Annotated in this window: 15 protein-coding genes, 1 pseudogene and 1 riboswitch; of the genes and pseudogenes, 11 read left to right on the top strand and 5 right to left on the bottom strand. The window is 61.7% G+C overall.

Translation table 11 applies throughout. The annotated features are described in order from the left end of the window. Positions 1-44 precede the first annotated feature (44 nt). The 3 genes from hisG (at position 45) to hisC (ending at position 3,195) form a co-directional block, all read left to right on the top strand. On the top strand, positions 45-680 hold the full coding sequence (gene hisG, locus AACY42_RS09870) for an ATP phosphoribosyltransferase (protein ID WP_339478957.1): 636 nt from the start codon (positions 45-47) through the stop codon (positions 678-680). Positions 681-803: 123 nt separating this feature from the next. Continuing rightward, on the top strand, positions 804-2,141 hold the full coding sequence (gene hisD / locus AACY42_RS09865; protein WP_339478956.1) for a histidinol dehydrogenase: 1,338 nt from the start codon (positions 804-806) through the stop codon (positions 2,139-2,141). Position 2,142: 1 nt separating this feature from the next. Beyond that, on the top strand, positions 2,143-3,195 hold the full coding sequence (gene hisC, locus AACY42_RS09860; protein WP_339478954.1) for a histidinol-phosphate transaminase: 1,053 nt from the start codon (positions 2,143-2,145) through the stop codon (positions 3,193-3,195). A 185-nt stretch (positions 3,196-3,380) separates the two neighbouring features. On the opposite strand, the gene AACY42_RS28595 is transcribed toward hisC, so the two are convergent. Both AACY42_RS28595 and AACY42_RS28590 read right to left on the bottom strand, forming a co-directional pair. Further along, on the bottom strand, positions 3,381-4,115 hold the full coding sequence (locus AACY42_RS28595; protein WP_445261741.1) for a methyl-accepting chemotaxis protein: 735 nt from the start codon (positions 4,113-4,115) through the stop codon (positions 3,381-3,383). Between the two features lie 114 nt (positions 4,116-4,229). Beyond that, positions 4,230-4,424 (bottom strand): annotated as a pseudogene (locus tag AACY42_RS28590) (HAMP domain-containing protein); the annotation flags it as partial. Between the two features lie 1,305 nt (positions 4,425-5,729). On the opposite strand from AACY42_RS28590, the gene AACY42_RS09850 reads away from it, so the two are divergent. Then, positions 5,730-6,545 carry a M48 family metallopeptidase gene (locus AACY42_RS09850; protein WP_339478949.1) on the top strand — a complete coding sequence of 272 codons (816 nt, stop codon included), beginning with the start codon at positions 5,730-5,732 and terminating at the stop codon, positions 6,543-6,545. Between the two features lie 126 nt (positions 6,546-6,671). Here AACY42_RS09850 and AACY42_RS09845 read toward each other — a convergent pair whose 3' ends face one another. The 3 genes from AACY42_RS09845 to AACY42_RS09835 all read right to left on the bottom strand — a co-directional run bounded on the left by AACY42_RS09845 (position 6,672) and on the right by AACY42_RS09835 (position 9,514). After that, on the bottom strand, positions 6,672-7,256 hold the full coding sequence (locus AACY42_RS09845) for a TMEM165/GDT1 family protein (RefSeq protein WP_339478948.1): 585 nt from the start codon (positions 7,254-7,256) through the stop codon (positions 6,672-6,674). Positions 7,257-7,344: 88 nt separating this feature from the next. Next, a riboswitch (yybP-ykoY riboswitch) is annotated at positions 7,345-7,467 on the bottom strand. 49 nt (positions 7,468-7,516) lie between these two features. Then, complete coding sequence (locus AACY42_RS09840; RefSeq protein WP_339478947.1) at positions 7,517-8,515, bottom strand: class I SAM-dependent methyltransferase; 999 nt, start codon at positions 8,513-8,515, stop codon at positions 7,517-7,519. Between the two features lie 33 nt (positions 8,516-8,548). Beyond that, complete coding sequence (locus AACY42_RS09835) at positions 8,549-9,514, bottom strand: 2-hydroxyacid dehydrogenase (RefSeq protein ID WP_339478946.1); 966 nt, start codon at positions 9,512-9,514, stop codon at positions 8,549-8,551. Between the two features lie 276 nt (positions 9,515-9,790). Between AACY42_RS09835 and AACY42_RS09830 the strand changes: the two genes are divergently transcribed. The 7 genes from AACY42_RS09830 to AACY42_RS09800 all read left to right on the top strand — a co-directional run bounded on the left by AACY42_RS09830 (position 9,791) and on the right by AACY42_RS09800 (position 19,584). Beyond that, positions 9,791-10,420, top strand: a complete 630-nt coding sequence (locus AACY42_RS09830) for a LysE family translocator (RefSeq protein ID WP_058543357.1) — start codon at positions 9,791-9,793, stop codon at positions 10,418-10,420. A 157-nt stretch (positions 10,421-10,577) separates the two neighbouring features. Next, a complete protein-coding gene (locus AACY42_RS09825) occupies positions 10,578-12,260 on the top strand; it encodes a fatty acid--CoA ligase (RefSeq protein ID WP_339478943.1) in 1,683 nt (560 codons plus the stop codon). Between the two features lie 333 nt (positions 12,261-12,593). Beyond that, positions 12,594-14,456 (top strand): DUF1302 domain-containing protein, encoded by a 1,863-nt coding sequence (locus AACY42_RS09820; protein ID WP_339478942.1) that lies wholly within the window; start codon positions 12,594-12,596, stop codon positions 14,454-14,456. Positions 14,457-14,481: 25 nt separating this feature from the next. Next, positions 14,482-15,846 (top strand): DUF1329 domain-containing protein, encoded by a 1,365-nt coding sequence (locus tag AACY42_RS09815; RefSeq protein ID WP_339478941.1) that lies wholly within the window; start codon positions 14,482-14,484, stop codon positions 15,844-15,846. Between the two features lie 173 nt (positions 15,847-16,019). Next, entirely contained in the window at positions 16,020-16,151 is a 132-nt protein-coding gene (locus tag AACY42_RS09810) for a hypothetical protein (protein WP_339478939.1), read from the top strand. Positions 16,152-16,279: 128 nt separating this feature from the next. Then, positions 16,280-19,015 carry a LuxR C-terminal-related transcriptional regulator gene (locus AACY42_RS09805; protein WP_339478938.1) on the top strand — a complete coding sequence of 912 codons (2,736 nt, stop codon included), beginning with the start codon at positions 16,280-16,282 and terminating at the stop codon, positions 19,013-19,015. Positions 19,016-19,083: 68 nt separating this feature from the next. Continuing rightward, a complete protein-coding gene (locus AACY42_RS09800) occupies positions 19,084-19,584 on the top strand; it encodes a methylated-DNA--[protein]-cysteine S-methyltransferase (protein ID WP_339478937.1) in 501 nt (166 codons plus the stop codon). The last annotated feature ends 113 nt before the right edge of the window (positions 19,585-19,697 follow it).

Genomic DNA, 19,697 nt, shown 5'->3' with positions numbered 1-19,697 from the left:
CTTGCGACCGGGCATGAGTACCTTGATAAGGACTGACGTTTCCCATGTTGACCATCGCACTGTCCAAGGGCCGCATCCTTGACGACACCCTGCCGCTTCTGGCTGAAGCGGGCATCGTGCCGACCGAGAATCCGGACAAGAGCCGCAAGCTGATCATCCCCACGACCCAGGCCGATGTGCGCTTGCTGATCGTGCGTGCCACCGATGTGCCGACCTACGTGGAACATGGCGCCGCCGACCTGGGCGTTGCCGGCAAAGACGTGCTGATGGAATACGGCGGCCAGGGCCTGTACGAGCCCCTGGACCTGCAGATTGCCCGCTGCAAGCTGATGACCGCGGGTAAAGTAGGCGCGTCGGAGCCCAAGGGGCGTTTGCGCGTGGCGACCAAGTTCGTCAACGTTGCCAAGCGTTATTACGCCGAGCAGGGCCGTCAGGTCGATATCATCAAGTTGTACGGTTCGATGGAACTGGCGCCGCTGATCGGCCTGGCGGACAAGATCATCGACGTGGTCGACACTGGCAACACCCTGCGGGCCAATGGTCTGGAGCCCCAGGATTTCATCGCTGACATCACCTCCCGGCTGATCGTCAACAAGGCTTCGATGAAAATGCAGCACGCCCGTATCCAGGCTCTGATCGATACCCTGCGCAAGGCAGTGGAATCGCGACACCGCGGCTGATTCACCTGCGCGACCTTGAGTCGCGCCCGTCTATCCGTGTCATAGCCAATTTTCTCAGGTGCCCACGCGAATGGACTGGTAGCTTAGGGCGCCTGAGCATTTGCCATTAATGAGGCCCTCGCTATGACCGCTCCCACTTCGATTCGCCGACTCAACGCTGCCGACCCGGATTTTGCACATCATCTGGATCATCTGCTGAGCTGGGAAAGCGTGTCTGACGATTCGGTCAATCAGCGGGTGCTGGATATCATCAAGGCTGTGCGCGAGCGTGGCGATGCGGCCCTGGTGGAATTCACCCAGAAGTTCGACGGCCTGCAAGTGGCGTCCATGGCCGACCTGATCCTGCCGCGCGAGCGCCTGGAACTGGCCCTGACCCGGATCACCGCCCCCCAGCGCGAAGCCCTGGAAAAAGCCGCGTCCCGGGTGCGCGACTATCACGAAAGGCAGAAACAGGATTCCTGGAGCTACACCGAAGCCGACGGCACGGTGCTGGGCCAGAAGGTCACGCCGCTGGACCGCGCTGGCCTATACGTGCCGGGTGGCAAGGCGTCCTATCCGTCCTCGGTGCTGATGAATGCCATTCCGGCCAAGGTCGCCGGCGTGACCGAAGTGGTCATGGTCGTCCCGACCCCGCGCGGTGAAATCAACGAACTGGTGCTGGCCGCCGCCTGCATCGCTGGCGTGGACCGAGTGTTCACCATCGGCGGTGCGCAGGCCGTGGCTGCGTTGGCTTATGGCACCGAAAGCGTGCCGCGGGTCGACAAAGTGGTCGGGCCGGGCAATATCTATGTCGCCACCGCCAAGCGCCACGTGTTTGGCCAGGTCGGTATCGACATGATCGCCGGCCCCTCGGAAATCCTTGTGGTGTGCGACGGCCAGACCGACCCGGACTGGATCGCCATGGACCTGTTTTCCCAGGCCGAGCACGACGAAGATGCCCAAGCGATCCTGGTCAGCCCGGACGCCGAGTTCCTCGACAAGGTCGCCGCCAGCATCGACAAGCTGCTGCCGACCATGGACCGCGCCGAGATCATCAACACTTCGATCAATGGTCGTGGTGCGCTGATCAAGGTCGATGACATGGCCCAGGCCATCGAAGTCGCCAACCGCATCGCACCGGAACACCTGGAACTGTCGGTCGCCGACCCGCAGGCCTGGTTGCCGCAGATTCGTCACGCCGGTGCGATCTTCATGGGGCGCCACACCAGTGAGGCCCTGGGTGACTATTGCGCAGGCCCCAACCACGTGCTGCCGACTTCCGGCACCGCGCGCTTCTCGTCGCCGCTGGGGGTGTATGACTTCCAGAAACGTTCGTCGATCATCTTCTGCTCCGAGCAGGGCGCATCCGAACTGGGCAAGACTGCTTCGGTGCTGGCCCGTGGCGAATCGCTGAGCGCTCACGCGCGCAGTGCCGAGTACCGCATTCTTGACGAGCCATCCATCGAAGGGCAGGGGAACTGAAATGAGTAAATTCTGGAGCCCGTTCGTCAAGAACCTGGTGCCCTACGTGCCGGGTGAACAGCCGAAGCTGACCCGGTTGGTCAAGCTCAACACCAACGAGAACCCCTACGGCCCATCGCCCAAGGCCCTGGCGGCGATGCAGGGCGAGCTGAGCGATAATCTACGCCTGTACCCAGATCCCAACAGCGACCTGCTGAAAAGCGCCGTGGCCCGCTATTACGGCGTGCAGAGCAATCAGGTGTTCCTGGGTAACGGTTCGGATGAAGTACTGGCGCATATTTTTCACGGCCTGTTGCAGCACGACCGGCCGCTGTTGTTCCCGGACATCAGCTACAGCTTCTACCCCGTATATTGCGGGCTGTACGGCATCCAGTTCGATACGGTGCCGTTGGATGAGCAGTTCCGGATCGACCCGGCAGACTACGCCAAACCCAATGGCGGGATCATTTTCCCCAACCCGAATGCGCCGACCGGCTGCCTGCTGGCGCTGGAGGCGGTCGAGCAGATCCTCAAGGCCAGCCCAGACTCGGTGGTGGTGGTCGACGAGGCCTATATCGACTTCGGCGGCGAGACGGCCATCAGCCTGGTGGATCGCTATCCGAACCTGCTGGTGACCCAGACCCTGTCCAAGTCCCGCTCCCTGGCGGGGCTGCGCGTGGGCTTGGCGGTGGGCCATCCGGACCTGATCGAAGCGCTGGAGCGGATCAAGAACAGCTTCAACTCCTACCCGTTGGATCGCTTGGCGAATGTCGGCGGCGCGGCGGCGTTCGATGATCGCGAGCATTTCGACCGGACCTGCCAGTTGGTCATTGAGCACCGTGAATGGGTCGTGGCCCAACTGCAAGCCAAGGGCTTTGAAGTGCTGCCCTCGGCGGCCAATTTCATCTTCGCCCGCCACCCCCGGCACGATGCGGCAGGGTTGGCAGCGAAACTGCGGGAGCAGGGTGTGATCGTGCGGCACTTCAAACAGGAGCGGATTGCCCAGTTCCTGCGGATCAGCATCGGTACACCGGAGCAGAACCAAGCGCTGATCGAAGCCCTTGGCGAACTCTAAACCCCTGCATTGAACCTGTGGGAGCAAAGCTTGCTCGCGAAGGCGTAGTGTCAGTCACCTCAATGTTGGCTGGACTGACGCCTTCGCGGGCAAGCCCGCTCCCACAGTTGTTTTGTGGCGTTCACAAAATCGGCGTTCCAGTGCACATCCCCCTGTGCGAGCTTGCTCGCGATGGGGCCTTTGGATCAGACCCTGAACTGATTGATCAACCGCCGCTGCTGCTCCGCCAATTTGGTCAATCCGGCGCTGGCCGCACTGGACTCGTCGGCGCCGCTGGCTACCTCGTTCGCTACTTGCCCGATGTTGATCACGTTACGATTGATGTCATCGGCTACGGCGCTTTGTTCTTCGGCAGCGCTGGCGATCTGGGTGTTCATGTCGTTGATCACCGACACGGCCTGGGTGATCGTTTCCAGGGCCTGGGCCGCTTTCGCCGCATGCTGCACGCTTTCGTCGGTACGGTGCTGGCTGTCTTCCATCACCCGCACCACGTCCCGGGTGCCTTGTTGTAACTGTTGGATCATCGTCTGGATTTCTTCGGTCGCCTGTTGCGTCTTTTGCGCCAGGTTGCGCACTTCATCGGCGACCACCGCGAAACCACGGCCCTGTTCACCGGCCCGGGCGGCTTCGATGGCCGCGTTGAGGGCCAGCAGGTTGGTCTGCTCGGCGATCCCGCGGATGGCGGTGAGGATCGCGTTGATGTTCTCGCTGTCCTTGGCCAGGGTCTGCACCACACCCACCGCCTTGCCGATTTCCACGGCCAGGGCACCAATGGAGGTGGAGGTGTCCCGCACGATCTGCATGCCCTGGCTGGCAGCCTGGTCTGCATGGCTGGCGGCTTGGGTCGCGTTACGGGCCACGTCCTGGGCGGTGGCAGTCATTTCGTGCACGGCCGTGGCGACCTGATCGATCTCCGACATCTGCTTGTGCACGCCCTGGTTGGTGCGGATCGCGATATCGGCGGTGTGCTCCGACGAATCGCTGACGCTCTGCACCGACGTCACCACCTGAGTGATCATGCCCTGCAACTTGCTCAGGAAGGTGTTGAAGCCCCTGGCGATCGCCCCCAATTCATCGGCGCGGTCGCTGACCAGGCGACGGGTCAGGTCGCCCTCGCCCTGGGCGATGTCATCGAGCATCGCCACCATTTGCTTGAGCGGCCTGGCAATGCCGTGGCCCACCAGCCAGATCACCAGCAGACCGATGCCGGCAATCACCAGGCCCACCATTGCCATGCCGAAGATGTCGGTCTGGCGCTGTTGGTCGAGGTCTTTCTGCAGCGCCTGCAAGTCGGCCATGACCGCGTTCAGCGGCAGCTGCAACATCAGCGTCCAGCGAGCGTTGGTCTCGCCGATGCCGAACGGCATGTACACCTCGATATGCCCGTGTTCTTCGTCGATGTCGTAGCGCACTTCGCCAATGCTCAGCCTGGCGAGGTTATCCAGAGCACTGGCGTCCAGTAGGTCACTGGCCTTTTCCCCGAGTTTGCTCGGGTCCTTGGTGAAGGCCACCAGTCGGTTGTTGCTGGAGAGCAAGGCCATTTCCCCGGCGCCGTCGTACAACTTGCCATCGGCGGCCACGAGCATGTCCTGGATGAAGTTCACTGACAGGTCGGCGCCGACGATGCCCTGGAACTTGCCATCGATCATGATCGGTTCGATGAACGAGGCGAGCATGGTCATCGTGCTGCCAACGCGATAGGGCGCCGGGTCGATCACGCAGGCTTTCTTGCTGTCCCGGGAGCACAGGTAGTACTCACTGGCGCGGATGCCGGTGGAAAGCAGTTTCTGGTCGGTTACATCGGCGAGTTTTTCCAGGCCCAGGGAGCCGTCCTGGTTACGGAACCACCACGGCAGGAAACGCCCGTTGGTTTCCATGCCCACCACCTGGCTGTTCACATAATTAGCATCGTCGTGGTCGATGGCGTTCGGCTCCCAGGCGATGTAGGCGCCGAGGATCTTCGGGTTGCGCACCACGGTTTCGCGCAACAGGCTGATCATTTGCTCGCGGGGCACCTTCAGTTGCGGGTTGCCGTCCGTGCCGTTCATGCCCATCAAGGCGTTGCTGGTGGCCAGGCCACGGGCGAGCAGCAACGGGGCTTCCAGTTCCCGCTGGATCAGGCTGGCCTGGGTACGGGCCAGGGCCCTGAGGCGTTGTTCGATGAGTTGTTCGAACTGTGCCTTGGTCCGCTGTTGCACCATGTCCTGGGTGCGCGCGCCGGCAAACAGCGCGTACAGCACAAGGGCGGCCACCACGCTGAGCACAATGGCACCGGCCAGGGCTGCCACGGAAAACTGGATCGATCTGAATTTCATAAAGGCTCCGGACGCGTAAATGACGTCTGGATCAGTTATCGGCATTTCTGTGGCGCGGCATGAGGCGCTGTTCGTCGGCTGACTGTTTTAGCTGCGTGAGTGTCGTAAATGGCTCGTGTGGGGTCTGTCCGAAAAAAACGCTAATCGCTCGTTGTGTATCTGGCGCTGATACAAATCAAGGCCTAGGATACGCCCACGTTTCCAGGGAGCTTCTTTTATATGAACAAGACATTGATGGTGAGTGCTCTGAGCGCGGCTCTGCTGCTCGCCGGTTGCCAGTCGGTCAATACCACCAGCGGCGGAGCCGTGGGGGTGGAACGCAAGCAGTACATGTTCAGCATGCTGTCGACCGATGAGGTCAACCAGATGTACGCCCAGTCCTACCAGAAGACGATGGGTGAGGCGAGCGCCCAGGGCGTGCTGGACAAGACCAGTAAGGATGCCAAGCGCATCCAGGTCATTGCCGACCGCTTGATTGTCCAGGCGCCTGTGTTCCGCCCGGATTCGGCGCAGTGGAAATGGGAAGTGAACCTGATCAAGAGCGATGAGCTCAACGCCAATTGCGGTCCTGGCGGCAAGATCATGTTCTACACCGGTCTGATCGACAAGTTGAAGCTGACCGACGCTGAAATCGCCGCGATCATGGGCCACGAAATCGCCCACGCCCTGCGCGAGCACGGGCGCGAAGCGATGTCCAAGGCCTATGGCATCGAGATGGCCAAGCAGGGCGCTGGCGCCTTGTTCGGCCTGGGCCAGGACAGCCTGGCGCTGGCCGACACCGTCGCCAACTACGGCATGACCTTGCCCAACAGCCGCGGCAACGAGAACGAAGCCGACCTCATCGGTCTCGAACTGGCCGCCCGCGCCGGCTACGACCCGAACGCGGCGATCACCTTGTGGAACAAGATGGCCAAGGCCTCGGAAGGCGCGCCACCAGAGTTCATGAGCACCCACCCGTCGTCGAGCAGCCGTATCGCTTCGTTGCAGGCGGCGATTCCGAAGGTGATGCCGCTGTATCAGCAGGCCAAGAAGTAAGCATCGTTGTGGGAGCAGAACTTGCTCGCGACAGGGGCGAGGCAGACGTCAATCAGGCCGCGTCGTCGTTTATCGCGAGCACGCTATGCTCCCACCGTTATCCTCTGCCCAAGGTGTGACAGAAGGTCAAACCCATCCACTACTCTGCATCGCCTTGTACACCGCCACGATCGCCAGGACGAAGAATGCCGAGGCGGCCAGGCGGCGGATCAGGGCCAGGGGCAGCTTCTCGGCGGCGAAATTGCCCGCCAGGACCACCGGCACGTTGGCAATCAACATGCCCAAAGTGGTGCCGATGATCACCAGCCACAACTCCGGGTATTGCGCGGCGAGCATCACCGTGGCGATCTGCGTCTTGTCGCCGATTTCCGCCAGGAAGAATGCAATCAGCGTGGTCAGGAACGGGCCGAACTTGCGGGCCGTGTTCGCTTCCTCATCGTCCAGTTTGTCCGGGACCAGGGTCCACAGCGCCGTGGCCGTGAAGCTTGCCGCCAATACCCAGTGCAACACCGCATTGGAGAAAAAACCGCTGACCCAGGCCCCTACGGCCCCGGCGGCTGCGTGGTTGGCGAGTGTTGCGGCAATGATGCCGGCGATGATCGGCCAGGGTTTGCGAAAGCGAGCGGCCAGGATAAGCGCGAGCAATTGCGTCTTGTCGCCGATTTCGGCCAGCGCAACGATAGCGGTAGGTACGAGGAGTGAGTCCAGCATCAGGAGTTCCTAAAGGGGCGGGTCGACACGGCTATGACACGTACAGCCTTCCCGCCCCGGGTAAGGTGTGCGTGTCATAGGTCTTGTCAAACCCAGCGACCATCTGCGTGGACGCTTGGGCCGCATACGCCATGGTCTGCTGACCAAGTATGTTGACGTATGCCGGGCGAGCATGACGCTCGCGGGAGACTACTCCCCTAGGACGGAGCGGATTCTGCCTAGGCAAATTCGATTGAGCAAGTGCTGTTTCCTAAAAGATTTCAACCGCGCTTGGCCCGGTAGATGCGAAAGCCCTGGCCTTCGGCCTTGATGGCGCAGACGCCCAAATGCTCCTCGATCAGCGGCTGGTACTTGAGGAAACTATTGGCAACCAGCCGCAGTTCTCCACCGTTTTTTAGATGTTTGGCCGCTTTTCGCAGCAGATTTTCCGTGGCGTGGTAATCGGTGTGCACGCCGACATGGAACGGTGGGTTACTCAGGATCGCGCTCAAGCCCATCGGCGCGGCGTCGATGCCGTCACCGGTAAGCACCTCGGCCTCCAGGCCGTTGGCGGCCAGGGTCAGGCGACTGCTGGCGGCGGCGAATGCGTCGACGTCCAACAGGGTGACGGTATTGTGCGGATAGCGCCGCTTGACCGCCGCCCCCAGCACCCCGGCACCGCAGCCGAAGTCCAGCAAATGCCCGCTGGGCAGTTTATCCAGGTGTTCCAACAGCAGCGCACTGCCGCGGTCCAGGCGACCATGGCTGAACACCCCTGGCAGGCTGATGACCTTCAGCGGGCCTTCGGCCAGGGGCAATTCGTAGGTCTGGGCCAGGCTTTCCAGGGGCATGGCCTCGGGCGCGTTGGCGACGGTGACCTGCCACAGTTGGCAATGCCGCGCACTGTCGAGCTTGCGCGGCTTGCCGAACGGGTTGAGCTGTTTGGACGCCCCTTCGATGCCGCTGCGCTTTTCCCCCACCAGGTACACCTCGCGCCCGGCCAGGCGCGCCGCCACGGCATTGAGGATGTAGTCGGTCAAGTCCTTGGCTTTGGGCAGGAACACCACGGCGGTGTCGAACCCATGCTCGGGTACGTTCACGCCAAAGTGGCAGCGCTCGGGGAAGCGAGCGTCCAGCGCCGCCTGATCCCCGGCATGCCAGCACCAGCCATGAGCCTCTGGCAAACGGCCGAGCAGATCGTCAGCGGGCAGGCCGGCCAGCAAGACCGAACCCTGGAATAACTCGGCCTGACGAAGCAGTACTTCACTGCGCGGATCCATGGTCTGTTCCTTGAGAAAAAGTGCGGCAGTTTATCAACTGACGACCCGCCGCGCTGTACCGCTGAAAAAGCCCTGGGCGTTTTCGCTCATTTGCCCGACGATCCGTTGCCGCGCCTCGCGGCTGCCCCAGGCGTTGTGCGGTGTGACGATCAAGCGGGGAATATCGCCGGCCAGCAGCGGGTTGCCTTGGGTCGGCGGCTCCACGCTGAGCACGTCGGTGGCGGCGCCCCCCAAGTGACCGTTGCGCAGGGCTTCGGCCAGGGCCTGTTCGTCGATCAGGCCGCCACGGGCGGTGTTGACCACGAATGCACCGGGCTTGAGCTGCGCCAGTTCGCGGGCGCCGATGAAGTTCCGAGTGTGCTCGTTGAGCGGGCAGTGCAGGGTCAGGGCATCGACCTGCGGCAACAACTGCTCCAGCGGCAAGCGGTCGGGACGGGCCGGGCGCCCGGGGATCTGCCCCAGCAGCACACGCATGCCAAAGGCTTCGGCCAACCGCCCGACGGCACTGCCCAATTCGCCATGGCCCAGCAGGCCCAGGGTCTTGCCTTCCAGTTCGACAATCGGATAGTCCAGCAGACAGAACTGCGAAGCCTGCTGCCAACGACCTTCACCCACTGCTTTTTGATAATCGGCCAGGCGCGTCGCCAGGTTCAGCAACAGCATGATCGTATGCTGGGCCACCGACGGTGTGCCGTAACCCTGGCAATTGCACACCGTGATGCCATGGCTGCGGGCGGCGGCCAGGTCGACATTGTTGGTGCCGGTGGCGCTGATCAGGATCAACTTCAGTTCGGGGCTGGCCGCCATGGCCTGTGCATCGATCACGATCTTGTTGGTGATCGCCACGGTGGCGCCCTTGAGCCGCTCGATGACCTGCTCCGGCGTGGTCCGGGCAAACAGTTGCAGGTCGCTGAAGCAGTTGCGCAGCGGGCCCAGGTTCAGATCGCCGAGGTCAAGGGAAGGGTGGTCGAGGAAAACTGCACGAGCGGTGTTCGTCATCAGCTGTACCTTTTATGTCAAGAACCGAAGGCGTAATGTGGCGAGCCTATCAGATGAAATGCGGCCATGGCGGTGTGTACCCGTGGCGAGAGAGCAAGCGCTGGGCTCTGTAGGAGCTGGCGAAGCCTGCGATCTTTTGATCTTTCGCTTGAGATTCAAGTGTATTGGGAAAGATCGCAGCCTCGTTTCACTCGACAGCTCCTACACAGCACCTACACGGCTCTTACACAGTTATGGGATTTCATCCAACAAAAGATTGTCGCAAGGAGCTCCATCATGTACCTCACCGAATTCCTCACCGTCGCCCTGATCCACTTGTTGGCCGTTGCCAGCCCCGGGCCGGATTTTGCCGTGGTTGTGCGCGAAAGCGTGACCCATGGCCGGCGTGCCGGGACGTGGACGGCGCTGGGCGTCGGCACAGCGATTTTCCTGCACGTAGGGTATTCGCTGTTGGGTATCGGCCTGATCGTGTCGCAATCGATCGTGCTGTTCAACGCGCTGAAGTGGGCCGCCGCCGCGTACCTGCTGTACATCGGCTTCAAGGCACTGCGGGCGCAACCGGCCAAGCCCACCGAGGACAACCTGCACAAGGAGGCCGGTGAGCGTACCGCCCGGGGCGCATTCACCTCGGGCTTCGTCACCAATGGCCTGAACCCCAAGGCCACGTTGTTTTTCCTGTCGCTGTTCACCGTGGTGATCAACCCACACACACCGTTGGCCGTCCAGGCCGGTTACGGCGTGTACCTGGCGGTTGCGACGGCCGCCTGGTTCTGCCTGGTGGCGCTGCTGTTCAGCCAGCAACGGGTGCGTGCCGGTTTTGCGCGCATGGGCCACTGGTTCGACCGGACCATGGGCGCGGTGCTCGTCGCCATTGGGGTGAAGCTGGCGTTTACCGAGGCGCATTGATCCAGCTCCTACAGAGTGTGCGCAGGTCCCGGAAGATGGCTCAAGGCTAGTATTTGCACGCTGATCAAATCATTCCTTTGGCTGATTTGATCCGTGTATAAGCACTCTAGAGTGCTTCACTCCAGCCAAGACCGTGCAGTCAGAAAAAGGGACTCTTATGTTGCAGACTCGCGTTATTCCTCCCGCCGAAGGCGCTTATCAATACCCGCTGCTGATCAAGCGGCTGCTAATGTCCGGCACGCGTTACGAGAAAACCCGCGAGATCATCTACCGTGACCAGTTGCGCTACAGCTATCCGACGCTGATAGAGCGGGTCGCGCGGCTGGCCAACGTGTTGACCGAGGCGGGGGTCAAGGCCGGTGATACCGTGGCGGTGATGGACTGGGACAGCCATCGCTACTTGGAATGCATGTTCGCGATCCCGATGATTGGCGCGGTGATCCACACCATCAACGTGCGCCTGTCACCGGAGCAGATCGTCTACACCATGAACCACGCCGAGGACCGCTTCGTGCTGGTCAACAGCGAGTTCGTCGGCTTGTACCAGGCGATTGCCGGGCACCTGACCACGGTGGACAAGACCCTGCTACTGACCGACCTGCCGGAAAAAACCGCTGACCTGCCGAACCTGGTGGGTGAATACGAGCAATTGCTGGCCGCCGCCGCCCCCAGCTACGACTTCCAGGATTTCGACGAAAACTCCGTCGCCACCACGTTCTATACCACCGGCACCACCGGCAACCCCAAGGGCGTGTACTTCACCCATCGGCAACTGGTGCTGCACACCATGGGCGTGGCGACCATCATGGGGTCTATCGACAGCGTTCGGCTGCTGGGCACCAACGACGTGTACATGCCCATCACGCCGATGTTCCATGTCCACGCCTGGGGCCTGCCCTATGTCGCGACCATGCTCGGGCTCAAGCAGGTTTACCCAGGTCGCTACGATCCCGAATTCCTGGTCCAGCTGTGGCGCAAGGAAAAGGTCACCTTTTCCCATTGCGTGCCGACCATCCTGCAAATGATCCTCAGCGCCAAGGGGGCTCAGGACACCGATTTCAGCGGTTGGAAAATCGTCATCGGTGGCAGCGCCCTGAACCGCAGCCTGTACGAAGCGGCCAAGACCCGGGGCATCCAGCTCACTGCCGCCTACGGCATGTCGGAAACGGGCCCGCTGGTATCCTGCGCTCACCTCAACGATGAACTGATGGCCGGCAGCGAAGACGAACGCACCACTTACCGGATCAAGGCCGGTGTGCCGGGGCCGCTGGTGGAGGCGGCGATCGTCGACACCGAGGGGCGTTTCCTGCCGGCCGACGGCGAGACTCAGGGCGAACTGGTGCTGCGGGCACCGTGGCTCACCGAGGGCTATTTCAACGAGCCGCAGAAGGGCGCCGAACTCTGGGCCGGCGGCTGGCTGCACACCGGTGACGTTGCCACGCTGGACAACATGGGCTTCATCGACATCCGTGACCGCATCAAGGATGTGATCAAGACCGGTGGCGAATGGATCTCCTCCCTGGCCCTGGAAGACCTCATCAGCCGTCACGTGGCGGTACGCGAAGTAGCAGTGGTCGGCATTCCCGATCCGCAGTGGGGTGAGCGACCATTTGCCTTGCTGGTCGTTCGCGAAGGGCATCAGATCGGGGCTCGCGAACTCAAGGAGCACCTCAAGCCGTTCGTCGAGCAGGGGCACTTGAGCAAGTGGGCGATCCCGAGCCAAATCGCTCTTGTTACTGAAATTCCCAAGACCAGCGTCGGCAAGCTCGACAAGAAGCGCATCCGCGTCGACATCACCGAATGGCAGAGCAACAACAGCACCTTCCTCTCCACGCTTTAGGCCATTTTGCCGTGCCCGAAAGGGCACGGCAGCCCCACCAAGCAAGCGCTTGCCTTGTCAAACCGAAAATTTCAGCCATCCTTGCCGTGCCGGCATCTGTCGGACTGGCGAAAGGACTGTTCCAGAGTGGTCGAGGGCTGCAAATCACACTTTAGAGGGATCAAGCCGTACTACCTGCTGGCTATAGTCCGCGTAAGAATTTTCAAAACGGGACGCACGTGCTAAACGGGCGCGCAACTTTGAACGGAGGGCGGCAGGTGTCGTTCCCAGCCGTTGGAAGGGTTCTTTGAAAATCCTGTCTGCCATAACAATAAAGCACATGGAGTAGCGTCGATGACCACAGCAACCACGTTCTGGCGCCGGGCAAAACTGCCTTTGGCGGTCAGCCTTGCCTCTTCGCTCGCCGGCCCAGCGTTCGGCGTCAGTTTCAACATCGGTGAAATCGAAGGTCAGTTCGACTCATCCCTGTCGGTGGGGGCGAGCTGGTCCACGGCAAACGCCAACAAGGACCTGATCGGTGTCAACAACGGCGGCAAGGGCTTGTCGCAGACCTCCGATGACGGCCACTTGAATTTCAAGCGTGGGGAAACCTTCTCGAAGATCTTCAAGGGTATCCATGACCTGGAACTGAAGTACGGTGATACCGGCGTGTTTGTGCGCGGCAAGTACTGGTACGACTTTGAGCTCAAAGACGAACATCGCCTGTACAAAGACATCAGCGATAACAATCGCAAGGAAGGCGCCAAGTCTTCCGGCGGGCAGATCCTCGATGCGTTCGTCTATCACAACTACGCCATTGCCGATCAGCCGGGTTCGGTCCGCCTGGGCAAGCAGGTGGTCAGCTGGGGTGAAAGTACCTTCATCCAGGGCGGCATCAACTCCATCAACCCGGTCGATGTGTCCGCGTTCCGTCGCCCCGGTGCCGAGATCAAGGAAGGGCTGATCCCGGTCAACATGTTCTACGTCTCCCAGAGCCTGACCGACAACCTGTCGGCCGAAGCGTTCTACCAAATTGAGTGGGATCAGACGGTTGTCGATAACTGCGGGACGTTCTTCTCCCAGCCGGATGTGATCGCGGATGGGTGCTCGGATAATCTGCGGGTGCTGAACAAACGATCCACTATTCCTGGCGCATTCTTGCCATTGCTGTCTGCTAACGGCGTAGACATCAACGAAGAAGGTGTGTTGGTGCGCCGTGGACCGGACCGTGACGCTCGGGATACTGGCCAATGGGGCGCTTCCCTGAAGTACATGTTCGAGCCGCTGGACACCGAGTTCGGTGCCTACTTCATGAACTACCACAGCCGGGCGCCTATTTTCAGTGCGACCGGTGCGCCACAGTCCGTCTATAACGCAGCGCCATTCCTTGGCCCTCTGGCTCCGCTGGTCATCGCCGGCAACTCTCAATACTTTGTCGAGTACCCAGAAGACATACGCCTGTATGGCTTGAGCTTCTCCACCACTCTGCCCACCGGCACGGCATGGAGCGGTGAGCTGAGCTATCGGCCGAACGCGCCGGTTCAACTGAGCACCACGGACATCCTGTTTGCCGGGGTTCGTCCGCTGGGTGGTCCCGTGCTGGGCAATGCTTCGCTGCTCACCGGGGTGCCGGGCCAGGATCTGCATGGCTATCGTCGTAAAGAGATCACTCAGTTCCAGACCACATTCACGCACTTCCTCGACCAGGTCATGGGCGCCAGCCGTCTCACCCTGGTGGGTGAAGTTGGCGTGACCCATGTGGGCGGCCTGGAAAGCAAATCCGACCTTCGTTACGGCCGTGATCCAGTGTTCGGCCCAGGGCAGCTTCCTGGTGGCGCCTGCGGCCTGCTCAATACCTCTACCGGAAATGGCGGGGGCATGGCTGGCAGTACCGGCTTGAACACCAACTGCAACAACGATGGCTTCACCACAGCCACTTCCTGGGGCTACCGTGCGCGCGCCATCTGGGAATACCCGGACGTCTTCGCCGGTGTGAACCTCAAGCCCAACGTGGCCTGGTCCCATGACGTCAAAGGCTACTCGCCAGGCCCTGGCGGCAACTTCGAAGAGGGCCGCAAAGCCGTCAGCCTCGGGCTGGATGCCGAGTACCAGAACACCTACAACGCCAGCCTGGCCTACACCAACTTCTTTGGTGGCGACTTCAGCACTGTGGACGATCGTGACTTCCTGGCGCTCAGCGTCGGCGTGACCTTCTAAGCACCGTATTTCAGGACGACACACTATGAAAATAACAAAGAATCTATTGCAGGCCGGTGTTCTGGGGCTCTCCCTGTTGGCTGCCAGCGTCATGGCGGCAGTGCCCGCCGCCGAGGCCGACAAACTCGGCAAGAGCCTGACGCCGATGGGTGCCGAGATGGCCGGCAATGCCGACGGCTCGATCTCGGCCTGGAAACCCATGGCCAAGAATGCCGGTGCCGTGGACAGCAAGGGCTTCCTCGCCGATCCATACGCCAGTGAAAAACCACTGTTCATCATCACCGCGCAGAACGTCGACCAGTACAAGGACAAGCTCGCACCGGGCCAGTACGCGATGTTCAAGCGTTACCCGGAAACCTTCAAGATGCCGGTCTACCCGACCCATCGCGGTGCCACCGTGCCGGACGAGGTGTTCGCCTCCATCAAGAAAAACGCGGTCAACACCAAGCTGGTTTCCGGCGGCAATGGTCTGGAAAACTTCGAGACGGCCGTGCCGTTCCCGATTCCCCAGAGCGGCGTGGAAGTCATCTGGAACCACATCACCCGCTATCGCGGCGGCAGCGTGACGCGCCTGGTCACCCAGGCCACCCCACAGCCCAACGGTTCGTACAGCCTGGTGTACTTCCGCGACCAGTTCGTGTTCCGCGACAAGATGAAGGACTTCGATCCAGCCAATCCGGGCAACATCCTGTTCTACTTCAAGCAGCAAGTGACCGCGCCGGCGCGTTTGGCCGGTGGTGTGTTGCTGGTGCACGAAACCCTCGATCAGGTGAAGGAACCGCGTTCGGCGTGGGTCTACAACGCTGGTCAGCGCCGTGTGCGCCGTGCCCCGCAAGTGTCTTATGACGGCCCGGGTACCGCTGCCGACGGCCTGCGTACCTCTGACAACCTGGACATGTACAACGGCGCGCCGGATCGCTACGACTGGAAGCTGGAAGGCAAGAAAGAGCTGTACATCGCCTCTAACAGCTACAAGATCGATTCGCCGCAACTCAAGTACGCCGACATCCTCAAGGCCGGCCACATCAACCAGGACCTGGCGCGCTACGAGCTGCGTCGTGTCTGGCACGTGACCGCGACGCTGAAGGAAGGCCAACGCCACATTTACGCCAAGCGTGACTTCTTCATCGATGAAGACACCTGGCAAGCCGCGGTGATCGACCATTACGACGGCCGTGGTCAACTGTGGCGCGTGGCCGAGGCCCATGCCGAGAACTACTACGACAAGCAAGTACCGTGGTACGCCCTGGAAACCCTCTACGACCTGCAGTCCGGCCGCTACCTGGCACTGGGTATGAAGAACGAAGAGAAATCGGCCTACGACTTCGGCTTCACCGCCACCACCGCCGATTTCACCCCGAACGCCCTGCGTCAGCAGGGCATCCGCTAAACCGCTTTACCCGAGGCCGCATCCTCGAAGAAACGCCCCGACTGGTTCGGGGCTTTTTTTTGAGTCCCCCAGTGCCAAAGGAGCTTGCTCCCGCCGGGCAGCGCCTTTTAGCCACCGCGTAGAAGCTGTGTAGGAGCTGTGTAGGAGCTGTCGAGTGCAACGAGGCTGCGATCTTGTCCCAGACAGTTGAGTCGCAAGTGAAAAATAAAGATCAAGATCAAAATCAAAAGATCGCAGGCTTCGCCAGCGCCTACAAAAAACCAGCGGGGGCAAGCTCCCTCGCCACAAGAACGGTGGCGGCCTGAGTTTTTCAAGTCGGTCGGCTTGTAGTCTTTTTGTAGCCATTTGTAGCACTCCCTTCAATACCTCCTCGTTTACCGCTAGTCTGCGGACATCTGCAACGCCGCCACCCGCATTTCAACAAGAGCCGGCCATGACTGATTTGTCTTCACTTGCGGATTCTGCCCGCGCAGCCATCGTGGTACAGGGCGGGCGTTTCTACCGCCCGCCCTTGCCTGACGGCCATGTTGTGCGGCCGCGGTTGTGCGAGCGCTTGAGCGCAGGGCTCGGCGGCAGGTTGCTGTTGGTCAGTGCCCCGGCGGGGTTCGGTAAAAGCTCCCTGGCGGTGGAGTTCTGCCAGAGCCTGTCGACCCATTGGCGAAGCCTTTGGCTGGGACTCAGTGTCCGGGACAACGATCCGGGGCGTTTCCTGGAGCGGCTGCTCGAAGGGCTCCAGGCTTTTTTCCCGCAACTGGGCGCTCCGGCACTGGGGCTGCTGAAAATGCGCCAGCGTCATCAACCCTTTGCCTTCGAAGAATGGCTCGATGGCCTGCTGGACGAGCTGTCCCCGCATTTATCGCCCCGCGAACCCTTGCTGCTGGTCCTCGACGATTACCACCTGGCCCAAAGTCCGGTGCTGGATCGCTGCCTGCAATTTTTCCTCAATCACCTGCCCGACGGGTTGCTAGTCCTTGTCACCAGCCGCCAGCGCCCGGACTGGCATTTGGCGCGCTTGCGCCTGTCCCGGCAGTTGCTCGAACTCAATGAACAGGACCTGCGCCTGACCCATGACGAAGCCTTGACCCTGCTCCAGCATCACAGCAGTTCGCTGCGTGGTGAGGCGCTGGAAAATCTTATCCAGCGCAGCGAAGGCTGGGTGGCCGGGCTGCGTTTCTGGTTGCTGGCCGCCTCCGAAGCCGGTACCGAAGGCCTGTTGCCCCAGGCCTTGCACGGCGGCGAAGGGCTGATTCGCGATTACCTGCTCGAAGAGGTCATCGACTGCCTGCCCACCGAGGTGCAGGCGTTTCTCTACGACACCGCCCCTCAGGAACGCTTTTGCAGCGAGCTGTGCGACGCTGTGCGCGAGGCCCATGACAGCGCCGAAATCCTGCGTTACCTGGCGGCCCACCAGGTGTTTCTGGTTCCGCTGGACGAGCACGGCCATTGGTACCGCTACCACCACTTGTTTTCCGACTTGCTGCGCAGTCGCCCCAGCGCACCGGCCATGGTCCCGGCCGCGACCCTGCACTTGCGGGCCTGCCGCTGGTTCAACGCCCAAGGCCTGATCGACGAAGCCGTGGAGCAGGCGCTGCGGGCCGGGCACCTGGACGTGGCGGCGAACCTGGTGCAGAACCTTTCGGAGGAACAACTGCTGGCCGAGCAGAACGTCGGCATGTTGCTGCGCTGGAAAATGGACTTGCCCGACAGCCTGCTCATCAGCACCCCGCGGCTGATCGTGCTCTACAGCTGGGCGTTGGGACTGGCCTGCCAGCTGGACGCTGCCGAAGAGCTGGCGGCGCACTTGAGTCGTTTCCTGCCGGCCCCCTCGGCCACCGCGCAAAAATCCATGCTCGCCCAATGGCTGGCCCTGAGCGGGATCGTCGCTCGTGGCCGGGGGGACCGTGAGGCCACCCTGCGTTATTGCAGCGAAGCGTTGGAGAGCCTGCCGCAAAAACGCTACGGCCAGCGCCTGATGTGCCTGTCCACGTTGTCGAACCTGGCGATTGCCGACGGCGACCTGTGGCGCGCCCGGAACCTGAACCGTGACTCCCTGGAGCTGGCACAGCGGGTCGGCAATCCACTGTTCGAGGCCCTGGCCCATTACGATCGTGCCCGGGGCCTGCAGGCACGGGGAGAGATCCTGCGGGCGCTGGATGAAGTGCACCAGGGCCTGCAACGTTTGCACAAGCTGTCGCCCCAGCGGCTTTATGCGGTGCGGGCGCGCTTGATCATGTACGAAGGTTTTTTGCTGACCTTGCGGATGCAACCCCAGGCCGGCCTTGCGCGCCTGCAGGCGGGCCTCACCGAAGCCCGCGCCTGCCGCGACATCAGCGTGCTGATCGGTCACTGCGTGATCGCACGTATCGAGGGCTACCGCGGCGAGTTCGCCCGGGCCTTCGCCGAATTGGCTGAAGCCGAGCGCCTGATGCACATCTGGGATGTTCCGCCGATCTACTATCTGGCGATGATCACCCTGGTCAAATGCGAACTCTGGCTGGCCCAGGGTCGCACCGAGCTGGCCGAAGCCTGGCTGGCCCGGCTGGGCCAGACCTACACGGGCGAACGGGCCGCTGCGCCGCCGGAATTCCATCCGCAGCTGCCGCTGCATGTCGAGTTGCAACAAGCGGTGCTGGAATCCATCCGAGGCCAACCAATACTCGCGCAAGGGCGGCTCGATGCCTTGCTTGAACACGGTCAGCAAAGTGGCCGGCAGATGCTCAGCGTGATGGCGCTCAACCAGAAAGTCGCTTTGCTGCTGAGCATCGGGCGTGAACCCGAAGCCCGTCGCGCCCTGGCCCAGGCTTTCGAAGCCGCCAGCGGTGGGGTATTGCAGCCTTTCGAATGGTTGTTCGGTGAGCACCGTGAATGGTTGCGCGAACAACTGCTGCAGGCACCCCCTGGCACCTTGCGCGAGCATCTGCTCGAACGCCTGCCCTCGACGGTGGCCCCGTCTGCCGACCCAACGGTGCCTGTCGAAACCCTCAGCAGCCGCGAGCGGGCGGTGCTGCAGTTGATTGCCCAAGGGTGCTCGAACCAGGAAATCAGCGAGCAGTTGTATATCTCGCTGCACACCGTCAAGACCCACGCCAGCCACATCAACAGCAAACTCGGCGTCGAGCGCCGCACCCAGGCGGTGGCGCGGGCGAAGGCGTTGGGGTTGTTGGGCTGAGCAAGGTTTTGGGTCGGGTGAGAAGTCTTTGTGCTAAAAAACGCTCAACCCGTGATAAGGAATGCTTGATGCTCCCCCAGTACAAAACCATCCAATCACCCGTCGGCCAACTGATCCTCGTCGCCCGGGAGACACGGTTGGCGGCCATCCTGTGGGAAAACGAGCGGCTCAATCGGGTGCGCCTGGGACCTTTGCAGGAGGACAGCCAGCATCCGGTCCTCAAGGAAACCGAACGTCAGTTGCTGGAGTACTTCGCCGGCCAGCGCTGTCGTTTCGAGCTGGAACTGGACTTCGCAGGGACTGATTTCCAGATCCGGGTCTGGCAAGCCCTGTTGACCATCCCCTTCGGTGAAACCCGCAGCTACCGCGACATCGCCATCCAGATCGGCCAACCGACCGCGGTCCGGGCGGTCGGCGCCGCCAATGGACGCAACCCCATCTCGATCATCGCCCCGTGCCACCGCGTCATCGGCAGCTCCGGCAGCCTTACCGGCTTCGCTGGCGGCCTGGCGGCGAAACAGTTGCTGCTCAGCCTTGAAGGTCAGCAGAGCTTGCAATTGGCGTTCTGAACCGATTTCACTCCTCTATCCCTTGTGGGAGCGGGCTTGCTCGCGAAAGCTGAGTGTCAGGCATCTTGTTTGGCGACTGATACACCGCCTTCGCGAGCAAGCCCGCTCCCACA

The organism is Pseudomonas sp. RL_5y_Pfl2_73 (genome assembly GCF_963970515.1).
Taxonomy (GTDB): Bacteria; Pseudomonadota; Gammaproteobacteria; order Pseudomonadales; family Pseudomonadaceae; genus Aquipseudomonas.
Note: the sequence above shows the minus strand (reverse complement) of the source record. Positions and strands in the feature narration are given on the sequence as shown.

Coding starts and splice junctions, on each gene's coding strand:
- hisG (WP_339478957.1), top strand. CDS start 45: ATGTTGACCATCGCACTGTCCAAGGGCCGCATCCTTGACGACACCCTG.
- hisD (WP_339478956.1), top strand. CDS start 804: ATGACCGCTCCCACTTCGATTCGCCGACTCAACGCTGCCGACCCGGAT.
- hisC (WP_339478954.1), top strand. CDS start 2,143: ATGAGTAAATTCTGGAGCCCGTTCGTCAAGAACCTGGTGCCCTACGTG.
- AACY42_RS28595 (WP_445261741.1), bottom strand. CDS start 4,115: ATGTCGGAGATCGATCAGGTCGCCACGGCCGTGCACGAAATGACTGCC.
- AACY42_RS09850 (WP_339478949.1), top strand. CDS start 5,730: ATGAACAAGACATTGATGGTGAGTGCTCTGAGCGCGGCTCTGCTGCTC.
- AACY42_RS09845 (WP_339478948.1), bottom strand. CDS start 7,256: ATGCTGGACTCACTCCTCGTACCTACCGCTATCGTTGCGCTGGCCGAA.
- AACY42_RS09840 (WP_339478947.1), bottom strand. CDS start 8,515: ATGGATCCGCGCAGTGAAGTACTGCTTCGTCAGGCCGAGTTATTCCAG.
- AACY42_RS09835 (WP_339478946.1), bottom strand. CDS start 9,514: ATGACGAACACCGCTCGTGCAGTTTTCCTCGACCACCCTTCCCTTGAC.
- AACY42_RS09830 (WP_058543357.1), top strand. CDS start 9,791: ATGTACCTCACCGAATTCCTCACCGTCGCCCTGATCCACTTGTTGGCC.
- AACY42_RS09825 (WP_339478943.1), top strand. CDS start 10,578: ATGTTGCAGACTCGCGTTATTCCTCCCGCCGAAGGCGCTTATCAATAC.
- AACY42_RS09820 (WP_339478942.1), top strand. CDS start 12,594: ATGACCACAGCAACCACGTTCTGGCGCCGGGCAAAACTGCCTTTGGCG.
- AACY42_RS09815 (WP_339478941.1), top strand. CDS start 14,482: ATGAAAATAACAAAGAATCTATTGCAGGCCGGTGTTCTGGGGCTCTCC.
- AACY42_RS09805 (WP_339478938.1), top strand. CDS start 16,280: ATGACTGATTTGTCTTCACTTGCGGATTCTGCCCGCGCAGCCATCGTG.
- AACY42_RS09800 (WP_339478937.1), top strand. CDS start 19,084: ATGCTCCCCCAGTACAAAACCATCCAATCACCCGTCGGCCAACTGATC.